Raw genomic sequence first — 17,145 nt, 5'->3', positions numbered from 1 at the left:
AAAGTGTGTATTTTGTTATCTGCAATTAGCGAGATATACAAAAAAGATGGGTAGAAGATATGTGCCCAAGCGATTGCTAAAGGGCACATTGTTTAAGGTATTATGAGTAAAGACGGGCTAAATAAATTGCGACAGCAGGTCATTAACAAACATGTGGCCCTTTGGCGTAAGTTGCCAGTGAGTGTCCGTTTCAGTGAGCAAGCCTCTGTCTATCGACTTTTTCATACCAAGCTTAACGATTTCTGCAGATTGCCCTGTACGTTGCTCAAATTCTGTTTTAGCAATGGGAGTCATTAGCCTTAAACGATTCATCAAATACTCTAAGGGACGATCTTCTTCAATCACATCAGAAGTTTCAAACGTGTAATTGCTTGCGGCAAGATAGCCTTTAGGATGCTTAATTTTAACCGTTCTTATAATTCGGTTTTGCTCAGGTAAAGTGATTTTACCGTGTGCGCCACAGCCTACGCCTAAGTAATCGCCAAATTGCCAATAATTCAAATTATGTCGGCATTGATATCCAGGTTTCGCATAAGCAGAAATTTCATATTGTTCGTAACCTAAGGCGGCGAGTTTTTTTTGTCCTTGCTCATATATTTGCCACAAGTTTTCATCGTCTGGAAGTTGTGGCGGTTTTGAATGGAACAAAGTGTTTGGTTCAATAGTGAGTTGATACCAGGATAGATGCGGTGGTGCTAAAGCTGTCGCGGTATCGATATCGTGCATGGCTTCAGCAAAACTTTGGTTGGGTAAGCCATGCATTAAGTCGAGATTAAAACTTAAGTAGTCAGCCTGTTTGGCTTTTTGCGCCGCCACCTTAGCTTCATCTTCGTTATGGATACGACCAAGTAAATTAAGTTTTTCTTTAGAAAAACTTTGTACTCCAATAGATAACCTTGTAACGCCAGCGGCTCTATAAGCGCTAAAGTCATCATGTTCAAGTGTGCCTGGGTTTGCTTCCATGGTGATTTCAATGTCATCTTCAAATGGAATTAATGTATTAGCTCCCTCAAGAAAACGCTGAATTTGGCTGGCATCAAACAAGGAAGGTGTACCACCACCGATAAAAATAGTATGTATTTTACGGCCTTGTACATAACCTAGATCTGCCTGTAGATCGGCTAACAATGCATCAACATATTCTTGTTGTGGTAGCTCGCCATTTTGGCCATGGGAATTAAAGTCACAATAAGGACATTTCTGTACGCACCATGGAATATGCACATACAAACTTAACGGTGGCAGTTGCAAGGTCATTTATTGGCCGCCATCTACTGTTTGTGGATTTTGTGTTTGAATAACACCCTGTGCTCTCATGGCATTAATTAACAGCTCAAGCGCTTTACCGCGATGGCTGTGGGCATTTTTTTGCTCACTCGTGAGTTCAGCTGCACTGCAATCAAAACCCTGTGGAACAAATACCGGATCGTATCCATGGCCTTGTTCCCCCTTTGGCGCTAAGTTAATACTGCCTTCCCAAGAAGCTTGGCAAATAATAGGCGTAGGATCTTTAGCGTGGCGCATATACACCAATATGCATTGAAAACGTGCAGAACGCTGAGTTTCACCTTTTAGTGCATCTAATAGCTTAAGGTAATTACTGGTTTCTGTAGCGCCTGTGCCTGAATAGCGCGCCGAATAAATACCTGGTTGTCCTTGTAATGCATCAACCTCAATACCTGAATCATCTGCTATTGCAGGTTTTCCGGTTATTTCAGCAGCATGGCGCGCTTTAATAATGGCATTCTCTACAAATGTGGTACCGGTTTCTGCAACATCTGGCACGTTAAATTGATTTTGAGGCAAAACTTCGATACCAAAAGTCGTAAACATTTGCGCAAATTCGGCAAGTTTGCCTTTGTTGCCACTGGCAAGCACGATGTGTTGAATTGGAGATTGCATGAATTGGTCAACCTAAGGTAAAAATTTGCAACATTATACGCTAACAAAGCTGCGATGTACTATGGTTCTTCAGTCAGGTGTTGGAGCTAGGGCGTGACTTTGTCACTGCTAGGTTCTAGGGCATGACTTCGTCACTGCTAGGGTCGCAAGGACAGCTGTGCTGCTAAGATTTAGTCACTAGGTTTTCGCAGCGTAGCTTACTCGAGACTGAGCTTGTCCTAGCAGCGAAGCGTCTGATTATTCCACATAGAATTTTTGCTTAAACTTAAGTGATGTATTGAGCTGATTTGCATATTTAATCGCGATGTCAAAATTGACTTCTTGATCGTCCCTGAAAGGTACTTCGGCAATATAGTAAATTGCATCTCCTTCGCGAATTTCTTTAAAATCAAGTGTTATGCGCGCATCAATTAGATTGTTGGCGATGCCCGATATCTCAACTGCAACAGCTGGATTGCCATCTAAGTTGGTATTTAATACGGTTATGTTAACTAATCCATTATAACCACTACGCTCTATACCATAGGTTTTAGCTATCTCTGGAGTAATAAAAGTGCTGCTAAGAGCCATGTAATGAATATCAAAATTCCCCACTTGTTGTTTCTGTTCAGCATTAGCAACGCTCGCAATGCAGGCTAGAGATAACAATAAGCCGGTAATAAAATGACGTGGATTAAACAGTGATTTTAACATAATAGAGTCCTGTAAATTGTCTAGTAATAGACCGTAGAGCTAAAAAGAGCAGCTATTAACGCTTAGCTGCTCTTTTTTATTCCGTAGATGATGAAGAGCGATATCGCTTAAATCATTGCCCAAAATGGAATGTATTGCGCAAATAGCATGTTTAAGAAGTTCATCGCAATAAACACCACCAGTACCGATAAATCTAAGCCGCCAAGCGATGGTAAAATTTTACGCACAGGCGCTAAAATAGGTTCTGTTAATTGAGTCATAATCATAACGACTGGGTTATAACCTTGATTAAACCAACTCAAAATTGCACGGATAAGCAGCATCCAAAACAGCAATACGCCAGCATTTTTAAGTACAGACACCACAGAAAATAGCAAAATGGTTAAAATATCAAAGCCAGCCCCTGCAATGAAAGTAAGCACTAACATTTTTAAGATGACAACGATAAGCGCCAATAAAATTGATGAGGTATCGATACTGCCTATTGACGGAAGCACTCGGCGCATTGGGGCGACAATAGGTTGAGTCGCCTTGACGACAAATTGACTGAACGGATTATAAAAGTCGGCTTTAGCCAGTTGTAACCAAAATCGAAGAATGACTACCATAAGGTATAAATCAAACACCGTGTTGATCAAGAAAACCATTGCATTCATGAATATTGCCTTACATTTACATCATTGAATTGGATGAGGCTCATTTGCCTATTTCACTTTTGTAGTCTCACTACATGTCATAATCTTATCATTAAGCATTTTACACTGAGATAAATAATCTTTCATCTGAGCGCTATGTTATTAAGCCTAGTGGTTCATTAAAACGTTTTCGCCATCTCTTCAGCACGAGCCACACAATTGCTCATGGCTTTATCGACTAAACCTGCAAGGTCGCCTTGCTGGAATGTCTCTACCGCTCTTGCTGTTGTGCCGCCTTTTGACATCACATTTTGACGCAATTGTGCCACAGATAGTTGTTGGTTTTGAATCACCATTTGCGCCGCACCAAGTGCCGCTTGTTCTGCAAGTAATCTGGCTTTATCTTCGGCCATGCCCATGTTTACGCCCGATGCAATCATCGATTCGATAAATAAGAAGAAGTAAGCTGGTGAACTGCCAGCCAGTGCAATAACTTGATTCAAGCCATCTTCACTGTCTACCCATGCCACTTTGCCACCACTTTGCATTAAGGTTTCGCAAATGGCTTTATGTTCAGCAGAAATATCATCTCCAGCATAAATACCCGTCATGCCGTAACCAATTTGAGTGGGTGTGTTTGGCATGGTGCGAATAAGCTTAATAGGTTGCTTAAGATATTGCGAATAACGCGCAGCAGGGATACCTGCAGCGATAGTGATGATTAACTTATTGGCTAAATCAAGGTGGCTCAGAGCATCACAAACAGTTTCCATCAATTGTGGTTTAACACTCAGTACAATGACATCAGCAGCTTGTGCAGCAGCAGCGTTGTCGTGTGACACTGCAATTGCAAAGTCTTGCTTTAATGCATCAAGCTTGCCTTTACTTGGATTGGTTGCGTGAATAAGGGCGCTTGGATAACCATGTTTGACTAAGCCACTAATAATACTGCGAGTCATGTTGCCCGCACCGATAAAACATACTTTTGCTTGAGTCATTTCAATTACATCCAATAGATAGAGTGAATTTATGTCCTGTTGTTATATATGTTACATAAAAGGACGCTTCGCTGCTAGGGCGTGACTTCGTCACTGCTAGGACGCTTCGCTGCTAGGGCGTGACTTCGTCACTGCTAGGACGCTTCGCTGCTAGGGCGTGACTTCGTCACTGCTAGGACGCTTCGCTGCTAGGACGCTTCACTGCTAGGACGCTTCGCTGCTAGGACGCTTCGCTGCTAGGACGCTTCGCTGCTAGAACCTAGAACCTAGAACCTAGAACCTAGAACCTAGAATCTGTCTTCGTTATGCTTATCTCTCACCAAATATGGCACTGCCGATTCGTACCATGGTCGAACCATTAGCAATGGCAATGTCCATGTCACCGCTCATGCCCATCGATAACGTATCAATGCTGGGATATTGCAGTTTTAGTTGGTCGTACAGCACTTTAAGGTTGGCAAACTCTTGTTGCTGTAATTGGGTATTGTCTGTTGCGGTTGGGATTGCCATTAAGCCGCGCAGCGTTAAATTAGGCAATTGGCTGATAGTAAGTGCTAACGTGGCAACTTGATTAGCATCAACGCCAGACTTGCTGTCTTCTTGACTAATGTTGACCTGAATACAAACATTTAACGGTAATTTGCTGTCAGGGCGCTGGTCGTTTAAGCGCTGGGCTATTTTGTCGCGGCTGACGGTATGCATCCAATCAAAATGTTCCGCGACGATTTTTGTTTTGTTTGACTGCAATGGGCCAATAAAATGCCATTCGATGTCGGGATAATCGGCAGCAAGTGCGGTGATTTTTGTTTCACCTTCTTGGACATAGTTTTCACCAAATTGACGTTGTCCAGCCTCATATGCCGCGATAATGTCGTTGATTGGCTTCGTTTTACTCACGGCAAGCAAGCTTATGTCGCTAGGTAATCGCGAACAATTTTGCGCCGCTTGGTTAATTCTGCTCTGGGCGATTGATAATCTGTCTGCTATTGTTGTCATAATGTTGGTTAAATGGATGTCTCTACAATGGAAATCACTGAATTACTCGCTTTTAGTGTAAAACACAAAGCATCAGATCTACACCTTTCTGCGGGTGTTTCACCCATGATCCGAGTTGACGGCGAAGTACGAAAAATTAACTTACCCGCGCTCGATCATCAAGGTGTTCATAGCCTTGTTTACGACATCATGAACGATAAACAACGAAAAGACTACGAAGAACACCTCGAAATCGACTTTTCATTTGAGGTGCCTAACTTAGCGCGTTTCCGTGTTAACGCCTTTAACCAAGCTCGTGGTGCTGGTGCAGTATTTCGTACCATTCCATCTGACATATTGTCGCTTGAGCAATTAGGCGCACCAGAGATTTTTAAAAAAATATCCAGCTACCCACGTGGTTTAGTACTAGTTACCGGGCCTACCGGTTCAGGTAAGTCAACCACATTGGCAGCCATGGTCGATTACATCAACGATAATCGTCACGAACATATTTTGACCATTGAAGACCCAATCGAATTCGTTCACCAAAATAAACAGTGTTTGGTTAACCAACGTGAAGTGCATAAACATACTCACAGCTTTAACGCTGCACTTCGAAGCGCACTGCGTGAAGACCCTGACGTGATTCTTGTCGGTGAGATGCGTGACCTTGAAACTATCCGCCTAGCGATGACGGCAGCCGAAACGGGTCACTTAGTGTTTGGTACTTTGCACACCACCTCAGCCGCCAAAACCATTGACCGTATTGTCGACGTATTCCCTGAAGGCGAGAAAGGCATGGTGCGAACCATGCTATCAGAATCACTACAGGCAGTAATTTCGCAAACCTTGATTAAAAAAATCGGTGGTGGCCGAGTGGCCGCGCACGAAATTATGATGGGTACCCCAGCTATTCGAAACCTTATCCGCGAAGATAAAGTGGCGCAAATGTACTCTGCGATTCAGACAGGTATGGCGCATGGTATGCAAACACTCGATCAATGTTTACAAAACTTGGTTAATCGCGGGCTTATAACTCGTGAAGATGCAATGCATAAGAGCTCGAATAAACAAGCTAATTTTTAAGGATTAGGATCATGGATGTTCGTCCGTTTTTAAATATTATGGTCGAGAAAAAGGCCTCAGATTTATTTATCACAGCGGGTTTTCCGCCTAGCGCGAAAATTGACGGTGAATTACGTCAATTGTCTGAAACAAAATTAACACCGCAACAGTCTTTAGAATTTGTTGAGTCGTTAATGAGCGATGTGCAAAAAAAAGAATTTCACGAAAGCAGTGAATGTAACTTTGCTTTTGCCGCTAAAGATTTAGGGCGTTTTCGTGTTAGCGCTTTTTGGCAACGAGAATCTGCTGGCTGCGTAATGCGTCGTATTGAAACCAATATCCCAGAAGTTGATGATTTAAAGCTCCCCGCCATTCTTAAAGATTTAGTCATGAGTAAACGTGGCTTGATTATTATGGTAGGCGGTACTGGTACCGGTAAATCAACCTCACTTGCAGCACTTGTGGGGTACCGCAATGCTCATGCTCGCGGGCATATTTTAACGATTGAAGACCCGGTCGAATTTGTGCATAACCATCGCAAGAGTATTATTACTCAGCGAGAAGTCGGTATTGATACCGACTCGTTTGATGCCGCACTTAAAAGTTCATTACGCCAGGCGCCAGATGTGATCTTAATTGGTGAAATCCGAACTCAAGAAACCATGGAGTTTGCACTATCGTTTGCTGAAACAGGTCACTTATGTATGGCAACTTTACACGCCAACAACGCTAACCAAGCACTCGACCGTATTATGCATTTGGTGCCAGAAAGTAAGCATAATCAGTTATTGTTCGATTTATCATTAAACCTGCGTGGTATTGTCGCACAACAACTTATTCCCAAATCTGATGGTACAGGTCGTCGAGCCGCTATTGAGGTGTTAATTAACACCCCGCGTGTTGCAAGTTTGATTGCCAAAAACGAATTGCATCTTCTTAAAGAAACCATGGGTAAATCTCGTGAGCAGGGCATGCAAACGTTCGACCAAGCCTTATTAGATTTATACCTCGAAGGCGAAATTAGCTACGCAGATGCATTGCACCACGCCGACTCTCCAAATGATTTACGCTTAATGATTAAACTGCAAGGCAACGAAGCTACTTCAGCCGGGTCAATGGAAGGCATTACGTTAGACATGGATTAATTCTATATTTAAATCACTAGAGTTGTTCAAAGTGTTAAAATAGAGAGGTTACAAGCAACATCTTGTGACCTTTTTTGTTATTATGCGCGGCTCGTTGCTTTTACAACGATATTATTTTCTATTTTGACACTCATTTTTACATCATTATTCCAAGGATACTCCATGCAGTTATGGCAAAAAGTCACACTTTCATCGTCACTCATTTTATTCTCTTGTTCAGCTATGGCTGTAAAAGTGACAGACGAAGTTGATATTGGAGGCGCTGTTAGAATTAACTACGGCTGGAAGGACTATGATAACGATGCAAAGTTAGAGTTTGAACTATTCCGTGCCGACGTGAACTACAAAGCTAAAGACGGTCTATTTGCATCAGCCCAATACCGTTGGTACCAGGATATGGATGTTATCCATCATGCCTACATGGGTTATCAGTTTGATGAAGCGCAGTCTGTGCAAGTCGGCGTTACTCAAGTGCCATTTGGTTTATTGCCTTATGTCGCGCATTCATTTTGGTTTAGCGCTGCTTATTATCTTGGTTTCGAAGATGATTACGATGCAGGTGTGCATTATAAAAATGAACAAAATGGCTGGCGTTATGACTTAGCGTATTTTGCTAATGATGAATATGCTAATGGATCACGTTATGATCGTTACTCGTTTGACGTAGCAACTACCGGTGATTCGCCATACGAAGAATCTGGCCAAGTAAATGCACGTATTGAACGTGAATTTACCACCGGTGAGGTGACTCATAAGTTAGGTGGTTCGCTTCAGTTTAGTCAGTTGGATTTTGTGGCCGATGCAGCAAACGTCAATGGTGAAGACTCAGACAGCATTGCTGCTGCTGCACATTGGCAAGCCGACTGGCAAAAATGGCAATTACAAGTTCAATATATGCATTACGACTATGACGTAGACAGCAACCGTGTAGCGATTGGCGCTTTCCAGTATCAATCTGATATAGCTGCTGAAGCTGATGTGGCAATCGTTAACATTGCTAAGTCGTTTGATGTTAATTGGGGACCAATTACCCAATTAAGCTGTTATAACGATTACAGCCAAGTGATGGCATCTGGTCAAGGCTTAGATGACTCAATTCAAAACGTAACCGGTTGTGCTATCACTGCGGGTAAACTGTATTCTTATGTGGACTGGATTGCTGGTAAAAACATGTATTTTGTTAATGGTCCAGGAGTTGGTATCGACAACGGTGATACTTCTTGGCATTCACGCTTAAACATCAATGTTGGTTTTTATTTCTAGACGTAAATGATCTTAACATTGCCATAATACGTACTGTTGATTGAAATCTGCTAAGGTATTGATAAGTTGATTATCAATACCTTTTTTATTGGGTGTAAAGGACTGGCAAAATGATAAAATACATAACAGCAATCGTTCTATTAACCGGTAGTCTTGGTGCGTCAGCGGCAAGCTGTCCAGAATACCTTAATGTTGACGCGCGTAAATTACACTCAAAAGAAAATGTCAATTTGTGCGAGCTGACCCAAGGTAAGCCAGTATTAATTGTAAACACCGCATCAAACTGTGGATTTACGCCGCAATTTGAAGCATTAGAAGCACTGCACAAGCAATACGCCGATAAAGGTTTAGTCGTGATTGGTTTTCCCTCTGATGATTTTTTCCAAGAAGAAAAAGATGAAGCGAAAACCGCAGATGTTTGCTTTATTAATTATGGTGTTAGCTTTACCATGGTAGCAACATCGCCAGTAAGAGGTGATAATGCTAATTCAGTGTTTAAATATCTTGGCGACAAAAGCGACTCACCTAAATGGAATTTTTATAAATACTTAGTTTCTGGCGATGGTCAAAGCGTGCAACAATTTAACTCGCGGGTAAAACCAGACAGCGAAGAAATGAAAAAAGCGATAGAGTCTGTATTATAAACAGAAGCACTATCAATAGAGCGCTAAAGACGATCAAAATCGATAACTAGCGCTCTTTTTGTTTTTAAAGAATAAGATACAATACTCACTATAGTAGCTATTTAGCCTTTGCTTTACAGGTAATCACACCGTTGCTTATCTTACATTGCACAGGCACCTTGACTGATTACGGAGAAGATATTTTGGCTAGATTTTCAGGGTTAGATAAAGACACTGGTCATAAAGCTCGTGGTAAAACTGGCGTGTTGATCATGAATCTAGGCACACCAGATGCGCCAACAGCATCAGCAGTACGCACCTATTTAGCTGAGTTTTTGTCAGATCCTCGTGTGGTTGAAATTCCAAAATTGGTGTGGATGTTAATCCTCCATGGCATTATTTTACGTATTCGCCCAGCTAAATCGGCGGCGTTATATCAACAAGTGTGGACTGACGCGGGTTCACCATTACTTGATATAAGCCAACGTCAACAAACCAAATTAGCAAACCAGCTGCAAGCAGAAGGTCATGATGTGAGTGTGCATCTAGCCATGCGTTATGGTTCACCGTCTGTTGCGACAACGCTGCAAACCATGCACAAGCAAGGTATTGATAACCTGGTGGTACTGCCTTTGTATCCACAATATGCAGCACCAACTACAGGCTCAGCTTTTGATGCTCTTGCAAAAGAAATGATGAAGTGGCGTTATTTACCCGCACTTCATTTCATTAATACTTATCATGATAATCCCGATTTTATCGATGCTATTGCTGCCTCAATTCAAAAAGACTTTGAGTTAAATGGCAAGCCGCAAAAGTTAGTGATGTCGTATCATGGTATGCCAGAGCGTAACTTACATCTAGGCGATCCATATTATTGCTTTTGCATGAAAACGACTCGTTTAGTTGTTGAAAAGCTTGGGTTAAGTGAAGACGATTATGTGGCTACCTTCCAATCGCGCTTTGGTAAAGCAAAATGGTTACAACCCTATACAGATATGACTATAGGCAGCCTGCCAGAAAAAGGCGTCACTGATATCGCGGTGATTTGCCCGGCGTTCAGTGCAGACTGTTTAGAAACACTAGAAGAGATTAAAGGCGAGAATCGTCATGTCTTTGAAGATGCTGGTGGTAAAAACTTCCGTTATATCGAATGCCTAAATGACAACGATGACCATATCAATATGATGGCAAGTTTGGTTAAACCTTTCATTTAGGTCCTAGGAACTCGCAAGCTCGCCAGAGGGCGGACTACGTCCTGCTAGGGCGCTCGCTTCTAGGGCGTGACTCTGTCACTGCTAGGACCTAGAAACTAGAACCTAGAAGCGTAGAGCTCTCGATACCGCAGGTCTTTCTACTAGCTTAGTGTCCTCGATACTAGGCTTTTCATTTTATATCCTCGCCTCAGCTTTTACGATTTGCTAAACTTAACTCATGGTCATTGAAAAGAAATGTTATGAGAATAGATCCTAATATCACCCTCGTTTACAGTACTGATAAAGGTCGCATCGACGAACCTAAAGCTCAAGCTGAAGTGCCAGCTGGCAATGGTATTGTTCGCATTCATAAAGACAGTAAAGGTAGAAAGGGCAAGGGGGTGAGTGTGATAAAAGGCCTTGCGCTGGACGAGAAAGCCCTAAAAGAATTAGCACAAAAACTCAAGAAACAATGTGGCTGTGGTGGTACAGTGAAAGACTTCAACATTGAAGTACAAACAGACAATCGCGAACTGGTAAAATCCATATTAGAGAAATTGAATTTCACCGTGAAATTAGCGGGTGGATAAACGCTAACAACACGACTTGGGAGAGCATATGGATAGCTTGAAAGATCACTTTTTAATTGCGATGCCGTCATTAGATGACACATTTTTTGAACGTTCAGTGATTTATATTTGTGAACACGACGACAAAGGCGCGATGGGCATTATGGTCAATCGACCTATAGGTGTTGATGTTGAAGAGTTACTCGACCAAATGGATCTTCATCCCTCTGCAGAGCAAATGTTTTCCATTAATGAAGAAGTGCTTGTGGGTGGACCTGTTTCTCCCGATCGAGGCTTTGTATTACATACGCCGCAGAAAAATTGGATTAATAGCGTTGAGATCAGTGAGTACTCAATGCTTACCTCTTCTCGTGACATTCTAAGTTCGATTGCTATTGGCAAATCTCCTGACAACTTTATTATTGCCTTGGGTTATGCCGGTTGGGGTAAAGATCAATTAGAACAAGAATTAGCCGACAATACCTGGTTAACCATTAAAGCTTCGCCTGAATTACTGTTCAACGTTGATCATGAGCAGCTTTGGCAAAATGCCACCCAAACATTAGGGTTCAATTTTTGGCAAATGTCGAGTCAAGTAGGACATGCTTAATAATAGTATCGCTGCGCTTTAGGACTATGACGCTGCTAGAACCTAGAACCTAGAACCTAGAACCTAGAAGGACGAAGTCCGCTCTCTGGCGAGTTCCTAAAACCTAACACCTAAAGACAAAATAAAGAGAAATACATGCAATCACAAACGGTTTTAGGGTTTGATTATGGCACCAAAAGTATTGGTGTCGCCATTGGTCAAGCCATTACAGCAAGCGCGACCCCGCTTTTGTCGATTAAAGCCGTTGACGGAATTCCTAATTGGGATGATATCGAAAAACTGCTAAAAGAATGGCAACCAGACTTAGTCGTAGTCGGTCTACCGTTAAATATGGACGGCACTGAACAAGAAATGACCCAAAGAGCACGAAAATTTGCTAACCGAATCAATGGACGTTTTGGGGTTAAAATTGCGACTCAAGATGAACGTCTCACAACCGCAGATGCTAAAGCGAGATTATTTGAGTTAGGCGGTTTTAAAGCGCTAACAAAAGGGCAGGTTGATGCAGTTTCTGCAGTATTGATTATCGAAAGCTACTTTGAAAATCAATATGAATAGTTAACTTTCAAGTTGTTTAATCCTCTATCCCCAAGTGCCGTTATTGGGGATACACAATTAAGGTCTGTTGATCTTATTTTCACTTATTAAGTACTTCTGTTTTCAGATCTCCATTTTTATCACTCATATCGTTTGTTATCTTTAAATTTTAGCCCCTTCAATGATTTTTATCAGTGACTATCAAAACAGCTTCTTGCACCAACATGGTGCATTTCGGTCGATTTGTTGCACGTTTATAACAAGTTTTGTATAGATGAATATCTATCAACCTTAAATCTTAGTTATTTAAAAAAGCATTAAATTCAGTGGTTAATGATAGGTTTGTTCCATTTCGGGGCATTGTTTTCGGCACTGGCACATTTTCTGAATCTATACTGTTAGCAATAAAGCATAAAGTGACTGCTCAAACGTTTCTGATGCTTTACCCCGTTTTAACTTTAAAGGGACATGATATGACAACCAGACCACTCATTTTCACTGACATTGACGGAACATTACTGGACCACTTTGATTACAGTTTTAATCATGCCATTGAAGTGATTGAAGCGCTCAATGAACGTCATATTCCCATTATCGCCAATACCAGTAAAACCTTTGCAGAAATGGAAAAGTTGCAGCAAACCATTGGCATAAACTCCCCGTTTATTTCTGAAAATGGTGCAGTTATTTATATTCCTATTGGATATTTTGATGAGCAACCTCAAGACACATTTGAACAAGGTTATTACTGGATTAAAGAATTTTGCCCACCACGTGAGCATTGGCTTGAGCTTTTAGCGAAGCAAGCGGTTGAGTTTGAAGATGAATATGTAGGTTTTTCATCATTCACTGTTGAAGAGTTATGTGAAGTTACAGATTTAGCCCCCGACAAAGCGCGTCTAGCATTACTTAGACACTATTCGGAGCCATTGTTGTGGCAAGGCGATGAAGGGCGTAAACAAGAATTTATTGAACACATGACATCCTTAGGTGCACATATGCTCCAAGGTGGGCGTTTTTTACACGTAGGCGGTGAAAGCGATAAGGGCAAAGCAATGAACTGGCTTGCTCAAATATATGAGAAGCAGTACCAAAGTAAGGTAACCACAATAGCTTTAGGTGACAGTGGCAACGACAGTGCCATGCTAGAGGCTGCTGATATCGCGATTCAAATCAAATCGCCAACTCATGAGTTTCCTGTGTTAAATAAAAAACACACCATAAAAAGCCAAGAATGCGGACCCAAAGGTTGGGCTGAATGTATCACCGCGACGTTATTAACATCGACACAGGCAACTACGTCGAAATCAATGTCTTTAGGAGGCGTTTAATATGGCCGATTTTTACCAAAATGGCATTGTCACCACAATGCACAACTTAACCCGCCGAACTCACGAAGAACTCGAGCAAGACTTATTAAAATTTTCAAAAACACGTCCACTAGGGCTTATATTACCGTCATTATTTTCAGAGTTAGAAGGTGATGCGTTAAAAGGCATTGTAGCTAACCTTAAAGAAGTTCCCTACTTGTCAGAAATTGTCATTGGCTTAGACCGTGCCGATGAAGCGCAATACAAACACGCACTAAACTTTTTTGGCGATTTGCCGCAACATCACCGTATTTTATGGAACGATGGTCCGCGTTTACAAGCATTAGACGCTAAATTGCAAAAGCTCGGGTTGGCACCGACTGAATTGGGTAAAGGCCGTAATGTGTGGTATTGCATGGGCTATATTTTAGCCTCTGGAAAGTCAGAATCTGTAGCCTTACACGACTGTGATATCGTTACCTACGAAAAGTCACTTTTAGCGAGATTGCTCTATCCTGTTGCTAATCCACAGTTTAACTATGCCTTTAGTAAAGGCTATTACGCCAGATTATCCGATGGCAAAATTAATGGTCGAGTCTCTCGTTTATTAGTTACACCGTTGATTAAAGCACTTAAAAAAGTAGTGGGTTACAATGAATACCTAGAATATATGGATAGCTTTCGTTATCCATTAGCAGGAGAGTTTTCCTTTAGACGCGATGTGCTGACCGATTTACGCATCCCCAGTGATTGGGGCTTAGAAATAGGCGTGCTGTCTGAAATGCAGCGCAACTATGCCCATAATCGCATTTGTCAGGTGGATATTGCCGACAATTACGATCACAAGCATCAAGACTTATCACTCGACAACGAAGAGGCGGGTTTGTCCAAAATGTCGATTGATATCACTAAAGCATTTTTCCGTAAATTGGCGACCCAGGGAGAAACTTTTAGCACAGAGTCATTTCGCACGCTAAAAGCGACTTACTATCGTGTGGCACTCGATTATGTTGAAACCTATCATAATGATGCGTTAATGAATGGCTTAACCACAGATATTCATCTAGAGGAAAAGGCCGTTGAAATGTTCGCGCAAAATATTGTGACCGCAGGGCAGCGTTTTTTAGATAACCCAATGGAAACACCATTTATGCCGACCTGGAGCAGAGTGGTGAGCGCTATGCCAGATGTACTTGAGCAACTTAAAGCAGCAGTTGAAGCTGATAACGCCGAGTTTAGTTAAGTATTTACTCCTTTACGCAACAATTGAAAGGGCTTTCTATGTCAGTAATGGATGGACTACAGCAAAAACTGCAACATCAACTTGAGTGTATTTATAAAGACATTGATCTCGACATATCAATAGTCACATTGGCGCAAAGGCTCATCGAAATAATGAGAATTACCGAGTTCAGCCAAATCCCAGAACCATTTGCAAATCATTGGTCTGAAAAAGATACCATCATGATTACATACGGTGACAGTGTTTTACAGCAAGGTGAACGGCCACTGACTACATTGTCACAGTTTATCGACAGCTATGTAGGCTGTATCAATGGCGTACATATTTTGCCATTTTTTCCTTATAGCTCCGACGATGGTTTTGCCGTTATCGATTACTCCAGTGTCAACGAGAGTTTAGGGGACTGGGCCGATATTAGTGCTATCGCCAGTAAGCGTCGACTAATGTCTGATTTAGTCATTAATCATTGCTCAAGCCGAAGTTTATGGTTTGAAAATTTCTGCAAAGGCGATGGCCCAGGTCATGATTACTTCTTTACAGCACAATCAAGCGATGATTTGTCAGATGTTGTTAGACCGCGCACATCGGCACTGCTAAGACCAACAGAAACCCCAAGTGGAACACAATATGTGTGGTCTACCTTTAGCCACGATCAGGTCGACTTTGATTTTAGAAACCCTAAAGTATTAATCGAATTTGTGACGATTATTCGTCAATACCTGGATGCGGGTGTCAGTATCTTTAGGTTAGATGCAGTGGCATTTTTATGGAAAGTGGTTGGCAGTAAATCAATTAACTTGCCACAAACTCACGAGGTTATTCGTTTACTGCGTACTCTAATTGAGCATGCGCAAAACGATGCGATGATCATCACCGAAACTAATATTCCTAACACACAAAATTTAACGTATTTTGGCAATGCCAACGAAGCCCACTGTATTTATAATTTTTCGTTACCCCCATTACTCATTAATACCTTAATTACTGGCAGTTGTTTGTATTTAAAACGCTGGCTAATGAGTATGCCGCCAGCACAAGATGGCACTACATATTTTAACTTTATCGCCTCGCATGACGGTGTCGGTTTACGTCCGGTTGAAGGATTATTAGATGACGATGAAATTCAAACACTCGTCGACACCATGAAGCAGTTTGGCGGACAAATATCAGCGCGAACTACCGAAACGGGTGAGCAAAAACCGTATGAGATGAACATAGCGCTTTACGATGCACTGCAAGGCACTACAAAAGGTAAAGATTTATGGGGCATGCAACGATTTATGTGCGCCCATAGCATCATGCTAGCGCTTGAGGGGATACCTGGGATATACATACACAGTTTACTTGGCACACGTAATGATTATGAAAAGCTCGCCAATACTTCACATAACAGAGCCATCAACCGCCATCGCTGGGTGTTAGAAAGTTTAAAACAACAGCTAAGTGACGCACAAAGCACTCATAGCCAAGTCCTGTCCGCGATGACAAAACTGATTAATATCCGTACTCAACAAATTGCATTCCACCCAAATGCAACTCAATTCACCTTACACCTAGGCCTGCAACTGTTTGGTTTTTGGCGACAAAGCCGTAACCGCAAACAAAGTATTTTTTGTATCAGTAATGTGTCAGACCAGGTTACCGACTTACCTATTAACGAATTAAATCTAGTGATTTCAGAATACTGGGTCGATTTACTGACAGGGATTCAAATTGAAGACATCACCAAAACAATACAACTGCAGCCATACCAAACCGTGTGGATCAGTAATAAAGCCTAGTCACTAAAAGGGTCTAGGTGCTAGGTTCTAGGGTGTGACTTCGTCACTGCTAGGACGCTACGCTATTACGTCATTCCGGTAACGCTGTTAAAGCCGGAATCCAGGTGTTAGCTCTTTCGTGTTTAATTTTAAGGCCTAAAGTCTGAAATTTAAGTCAACAGAAACACCTGGATCCCCGATAAAAGCACTCGAGGATGACGTGCGGTTGGAGCAATATCAGGATCTCAAATAAAAACATTTGAGGATGACATGCTGTTGATTATTCAAATAACGCCCACTACTACGTCGTTCCGGCAATGCTGTTGAGCCGGAATCCAGGTATTAGCTCTTACGTGTTAGATCTTAAAACTTAAGACTTATGACCTAAAATCTAAGTCAACAGAAACACCTGGATCCCTGATACAAGCACTCAGGGATGACGTGCGGTAGAGCAACACCTGGGTCCACAATACAAGCATTTGAGGATGACATGCTGTTGAGTATTCAAATAACGCCCACTACTCCGTCGTTCCGGCAATGCTGTTGAGCCGGAATCCAGGTGTTAGCTCTTATGTTTTAGATCTTAAAACTTATGACCTAAAATCTAAGTCATAAGAAACA

General features: G+C 41.8%; 17 protein-coding genes. 11 read left to right on the top strand and 6 right to left on the bottom strand.

Annotated elements, in window-relative coordinates; translation table 11 throughout:
* Positions 1 to 117: 117 nt before the first annotated feature.
* The 6 genes from hemW to IEY40_RS09195 form a co-directional block, all read right to left on the bottom strand.
* Complete coding sequence (gene hemW / locus IEY40_RS09220; RefSeq protein ID WP_188955454.1) at positions 118 to 1,257, bottom strand: radical SAM family heme chaperone HemW; 1,140 nt, start codon at positions 1,255 to 1,257, stop codon at positions 118 to 120.
* On the bottom strand, positions 1,258 to 1,890 hold the full coding sequence (rdgB, locus tag IEY40_RS09215) for an RdgB/HAM1 family non-canonical purine NTP pyrophosphatase (RefSeq protein ID WP_188956001.1): 633 nt from the start codon (positions 1,888 to 1,890) through the stop codon (positions 1,258 to 1,260).
* A 249-nt stretch (positions 1,891 to 2,139) separates the two neighbouring features.
* Positions 2,140 to 2,595 (bottom strand): DUF4426 domain-containing protein, encoded by a 456-nt coding sequence (locus tag IEY40_RS09210; protein WP_188955452.1) that lies wholly within the window; start codon positions 2,593 to 2,595, stop codon positions 2,140 to 2,142.
* A gap of 107 nt (positions 2,596 to 2,702) precedes the next feature.
* Complete coding sequence (locus tag IEY40_RS09205) at positions 2,703 to 3,251, bottom strand: YggT family protein (RefSeq protein WP_188955449.1); 549 nt, start codon at positions 3,249 to 3,251, stop codon at positions 2,703 to 2,705.
* Positions 3,252 to 3,409: 158 nt separating this feature from the next.
* Positions 3,410 to 4,228 carry a pyrroline-5-carboxylate reductase gene (gene proC / locus IEY40_RS09200; RefSeq protein WP_188955447.1) on the bottom strand — a complete coding sequence of 273 codons (819 nt, stop codon included), beginning with the start codon at positions 4,226 to 4,228 and terminating at the stop codon, positions 3,410 to 3,412.
* A 309-nt stretch (positions 4,229 to 4,537) separates the two neighbouring features.
* The gene (locus tag IEY40_RS09195) at positions 4,538 to 5,224 is read right to left on the bottom strand and encodes a YggS family pyridoxal phosphate-dependent enzyme (protein ID WP_188955445.1); all 687 of its coding nucleotides are present in this window, start codon (positions 5,222 to 5,224) and stop codon (positions 4,538 to 4,540) included.
* A 27-nt stretch (positions 5,225 to 5,251) separates the two neighbouring features.
* Here IEY40_RS09195 and IEY40_RS09190 point away from each other — a divergent pair, with 27 nt between their 5' ends.
* The 11 genes from IEY40_RS09190 (at position 5,252) to IEY40_RS09140 (ending at position 16,545) form a co-directional block, all read left to right on the top strand.
* Positions 5,252 to 6,289 (top strand): type IV pilus twitching motility protein PilT, encoded by a 1,038-nt coding sequence (locus tag IEY40_RS09190; RefSeq protein ID WP_188955443.1) that lies wholly within the window; start codon positions 5,252 to 5,254, stop codon positions 6,287 to 6,289.
* Between the two features lie 11 nt (positions 6,290 to 6,300).
* Positions 6,301 to 7,413, top strand: coding sequence for a PilT/PilU family type 4a pilus ATPase (locus IEY40_RS09185; RefSeq protein ID WP_188955441.1), 1,113 nt, complete (start codon positions 6,301 to 6,303; stop codon positions 7,411 to 7,413).
* Positions 7,414 to 7,575: 162 nt separating this feature from the next.
* Positions 7,576 to 8,676: a putative porin gene (locus tag IEY40_RS09180; protein ID WP_188955439.1), complete on the top strand. Its 1,101-nt coding sequence runs from the start codon at positions 7,576 to 7,578 to the stop codon at positions 8,674 to 8,676.
* Between the two features lie 110 nt (positions 8,677 to 8,786).
* Complete coding sequence (locus tag IEY40_RS09175) at positions 8,787 to 9,320, top strand: glutathione peroxidase (protein WP_188955437.1); 534 nt, start codon at positions 8,787 to 8,789, stop codon at positions 9,318 to 9,320.
* A 182-nt stretch (positions 9,321 to 9,502) separates the two neighbouring features.
* Complete coding sequence (gene hemH / locus IEY40_RS09170; protein ID WP_188955435.1) at positions 9,503 to 10,516, top strand: ferrochelatase; 1,014 nt, start codon at positions 9,503 to 9,505, stop codon at positions 10,514 to 10,516.
* Positions 10,517 to 10,755: 239 nt separating this feature from the next.
* Positions 10,756 to 11,085, top strand: coding sequence for a stress response translation initiation inhibitor YciH (yciH, locus tag IEY40_RS09165; protein ID WP_188955433.1), 330 nt, complete (start codon positions 10,756 to 10,758; stop codon positions 11,083 to 11,085).
* A gap of 28 nt (positions 11,086 to 11,113) precedes the next feature.
* Positions 11,114 to 11,674, top strand: coding sequence for a YqgE/AlgH family protein (locus IEY40_RS09160; RefSeq protein ID WP_188955431.1), 561 nt, complete (start codon positions 11,114 to 11,116; stop codon positions 11,672 to 11,674).
* A gap of 135 nt (positions 11,675 to 11,809) precedes the next feature.
* Positions 11,810 to 12,232: a Holliday junction resolvase RuvX gene (gene ruvX / locus IEY40_RS09155; protein WP_188955429.1), complete on the top strand. Its 423-nt coding sequence runs from the start codon at positions 11,810 to 11,812 to the stop codon at positions 12,230 to 12,232.
* A 452-nt stretch (positions 12,233 to 12,684) separates the two neighbouring features.
* Positions 12,685 to 13,542, top strand: a complete 858-nt coding sequence (locus tag IEY40_RS09150; protein WP_188955427.1) for an HAD-IIB family hydrolase — start codon at positions 12,685 to 12,687, stop codon at positions 13,540 to 13,542.
* 1 nt (position 13,543) lies between these two features.
* A complete protein-coding gene (locus tag IEY40_RS09145; RefSeq protein WP_188955425.1) occupies positions 13,544 to 14,764 on the top strand; it encodes a glycosyltransferase family protein in 1,221 nt (406 codons plus the stop codon).
* Positions 14,765 to 14,802: 38 nt separating this feature from the next.
* Positions 14,803 to 16,545, top strand: coding sequence for a sugar phosphorylase (locus IEY40_RS09140; RefSeq protein WP_188955423.1), 1,743 nt, complete (start codon positions 14,803 to 14,805; stop codon positions 16,543 to 16,545).
* The last annotated feature ends 600 nt before the right edge of the window (positions 16,546 to 17,145 follow it).

Origin of the sequence: Shewanella ulleungensis (assembly GCF_014648315.1) — a bacterium.
In the GTDB taxonomy this organism is placed as follows: Bacteria; Pseudomonadota; Gammaproteobacteria; order Enterobacterales; family Shewanellaceae; genus Shewanella; species Shewanella ulleungensis.
Note: the sequence above shows the minus strand (reverse complement) of the source record. Positions and strands in the feature narration are given on the sequence as shown.

Excerpts from the sequence above, each read along its gene's own strand:
- IEY40_RS09140 (WP_188955423.1), top strand. The coding sequence starts at position 14,803 with ATGTCAGTAATGGATGGACTACAGCAAAAACTGCAACATCAACTTGAG.
- proC (WP_188955447.1), bottom strand. The coding sequence starts at position 4,228 with ATGACTCAAGCAAAAGTATGTTTTATCGGTGCGGGCAACATGACTCGC.
- IEY40_RS09150 (WP_188955427.1), top strand. The coding sequence starts at position 12,685 with ATGACAACCAGACCACTCATTTTCACTGACATTGACGGAACATTACTG.
- IEY40_RS09205 (WP_188955449.1), bottom strand. The coding sequence starts at position 3,251 with ATGAATGCAATGGTTTTCTTGATCAACACGGTGTTTGATTTATACCTT.
- IEY40_RS09195 (WP_188955445.1), bottom strand. The coding sequence starts at position 5,224 with ATGACAACAATAGCAGACAGATTATCAATCGCCCAGAGCAGAATTAAC.
- IEY40_RS09145 (WP_188955425.1), top strand. The coding sequence starts at position 13,544 with ATGGCCGATTTTTACCAAAATGGCATTGTCACCACAATGCACAACTTA.
- yciH (WP_188955433.1), top strand. The coding sequence starts at position 10,756 with ATGAGAATAGATCCTAATATCACCCTCGTTTACAGTACTGATAAAGGT.
- IEY40_RS09175 (WP_188955437.1), top strand. The coding sequence starts at position 8,787 with ATGATAAAATACATAACAGCAATCGTTCTATTAACCGGTAGTCTTGGT.
- IEY40_RS09185 (WP_188955441.1), top strand. The coding sequence starts at position 6,301 with ATGGATGTTCGTCCGTTTTTAAATATTATGGTCGAGAAAAAGGCCTCA.
- IEY40_RS09180 (WP_188955439.1), top strand. The coding sequence starts at position 7,576 with ATGCAGTTATGGCAAAAAGTCACACTTTCATCGTCACTCATTTTATTC.
- IEY40_RS09160 (WP_188955431.1), top strand. The coding sequence starts at position 11,114 with ATGGATAGCTTGAAAGATCACTTTTTAATTGCGATGCCGTCATTAGAT.
- IEY40_RS09190 (WP_188955443.1), top strand. The coding sequence starts at position 5,252 with ATGGAAATCACTGAATTACTCGCTTTTAGTGTAAAACACAAAGCATCA.
- hemW (WP_188955454.1), bottom strand. The coding sequence starts at position 1,257 with ATGACCTTGCAACTGCCACCGTTAAGTTTGTATGTGCATATTCCATGG.
- IEY40_RS09210 (WP_188955452.1), bottom strand. The coding sequence starts at position 2,595 with ATGTTAAAATCACTGTTTAATCCACGTCATTTTATTACCGGCTTATTG.
- ruvX (WP_188955429.1), top strand. The coding sequence starts at position 11,810 with ATGCAATCACAAACGGTTTTAGGGTTTGATTATGGCACCAAAAGTATT.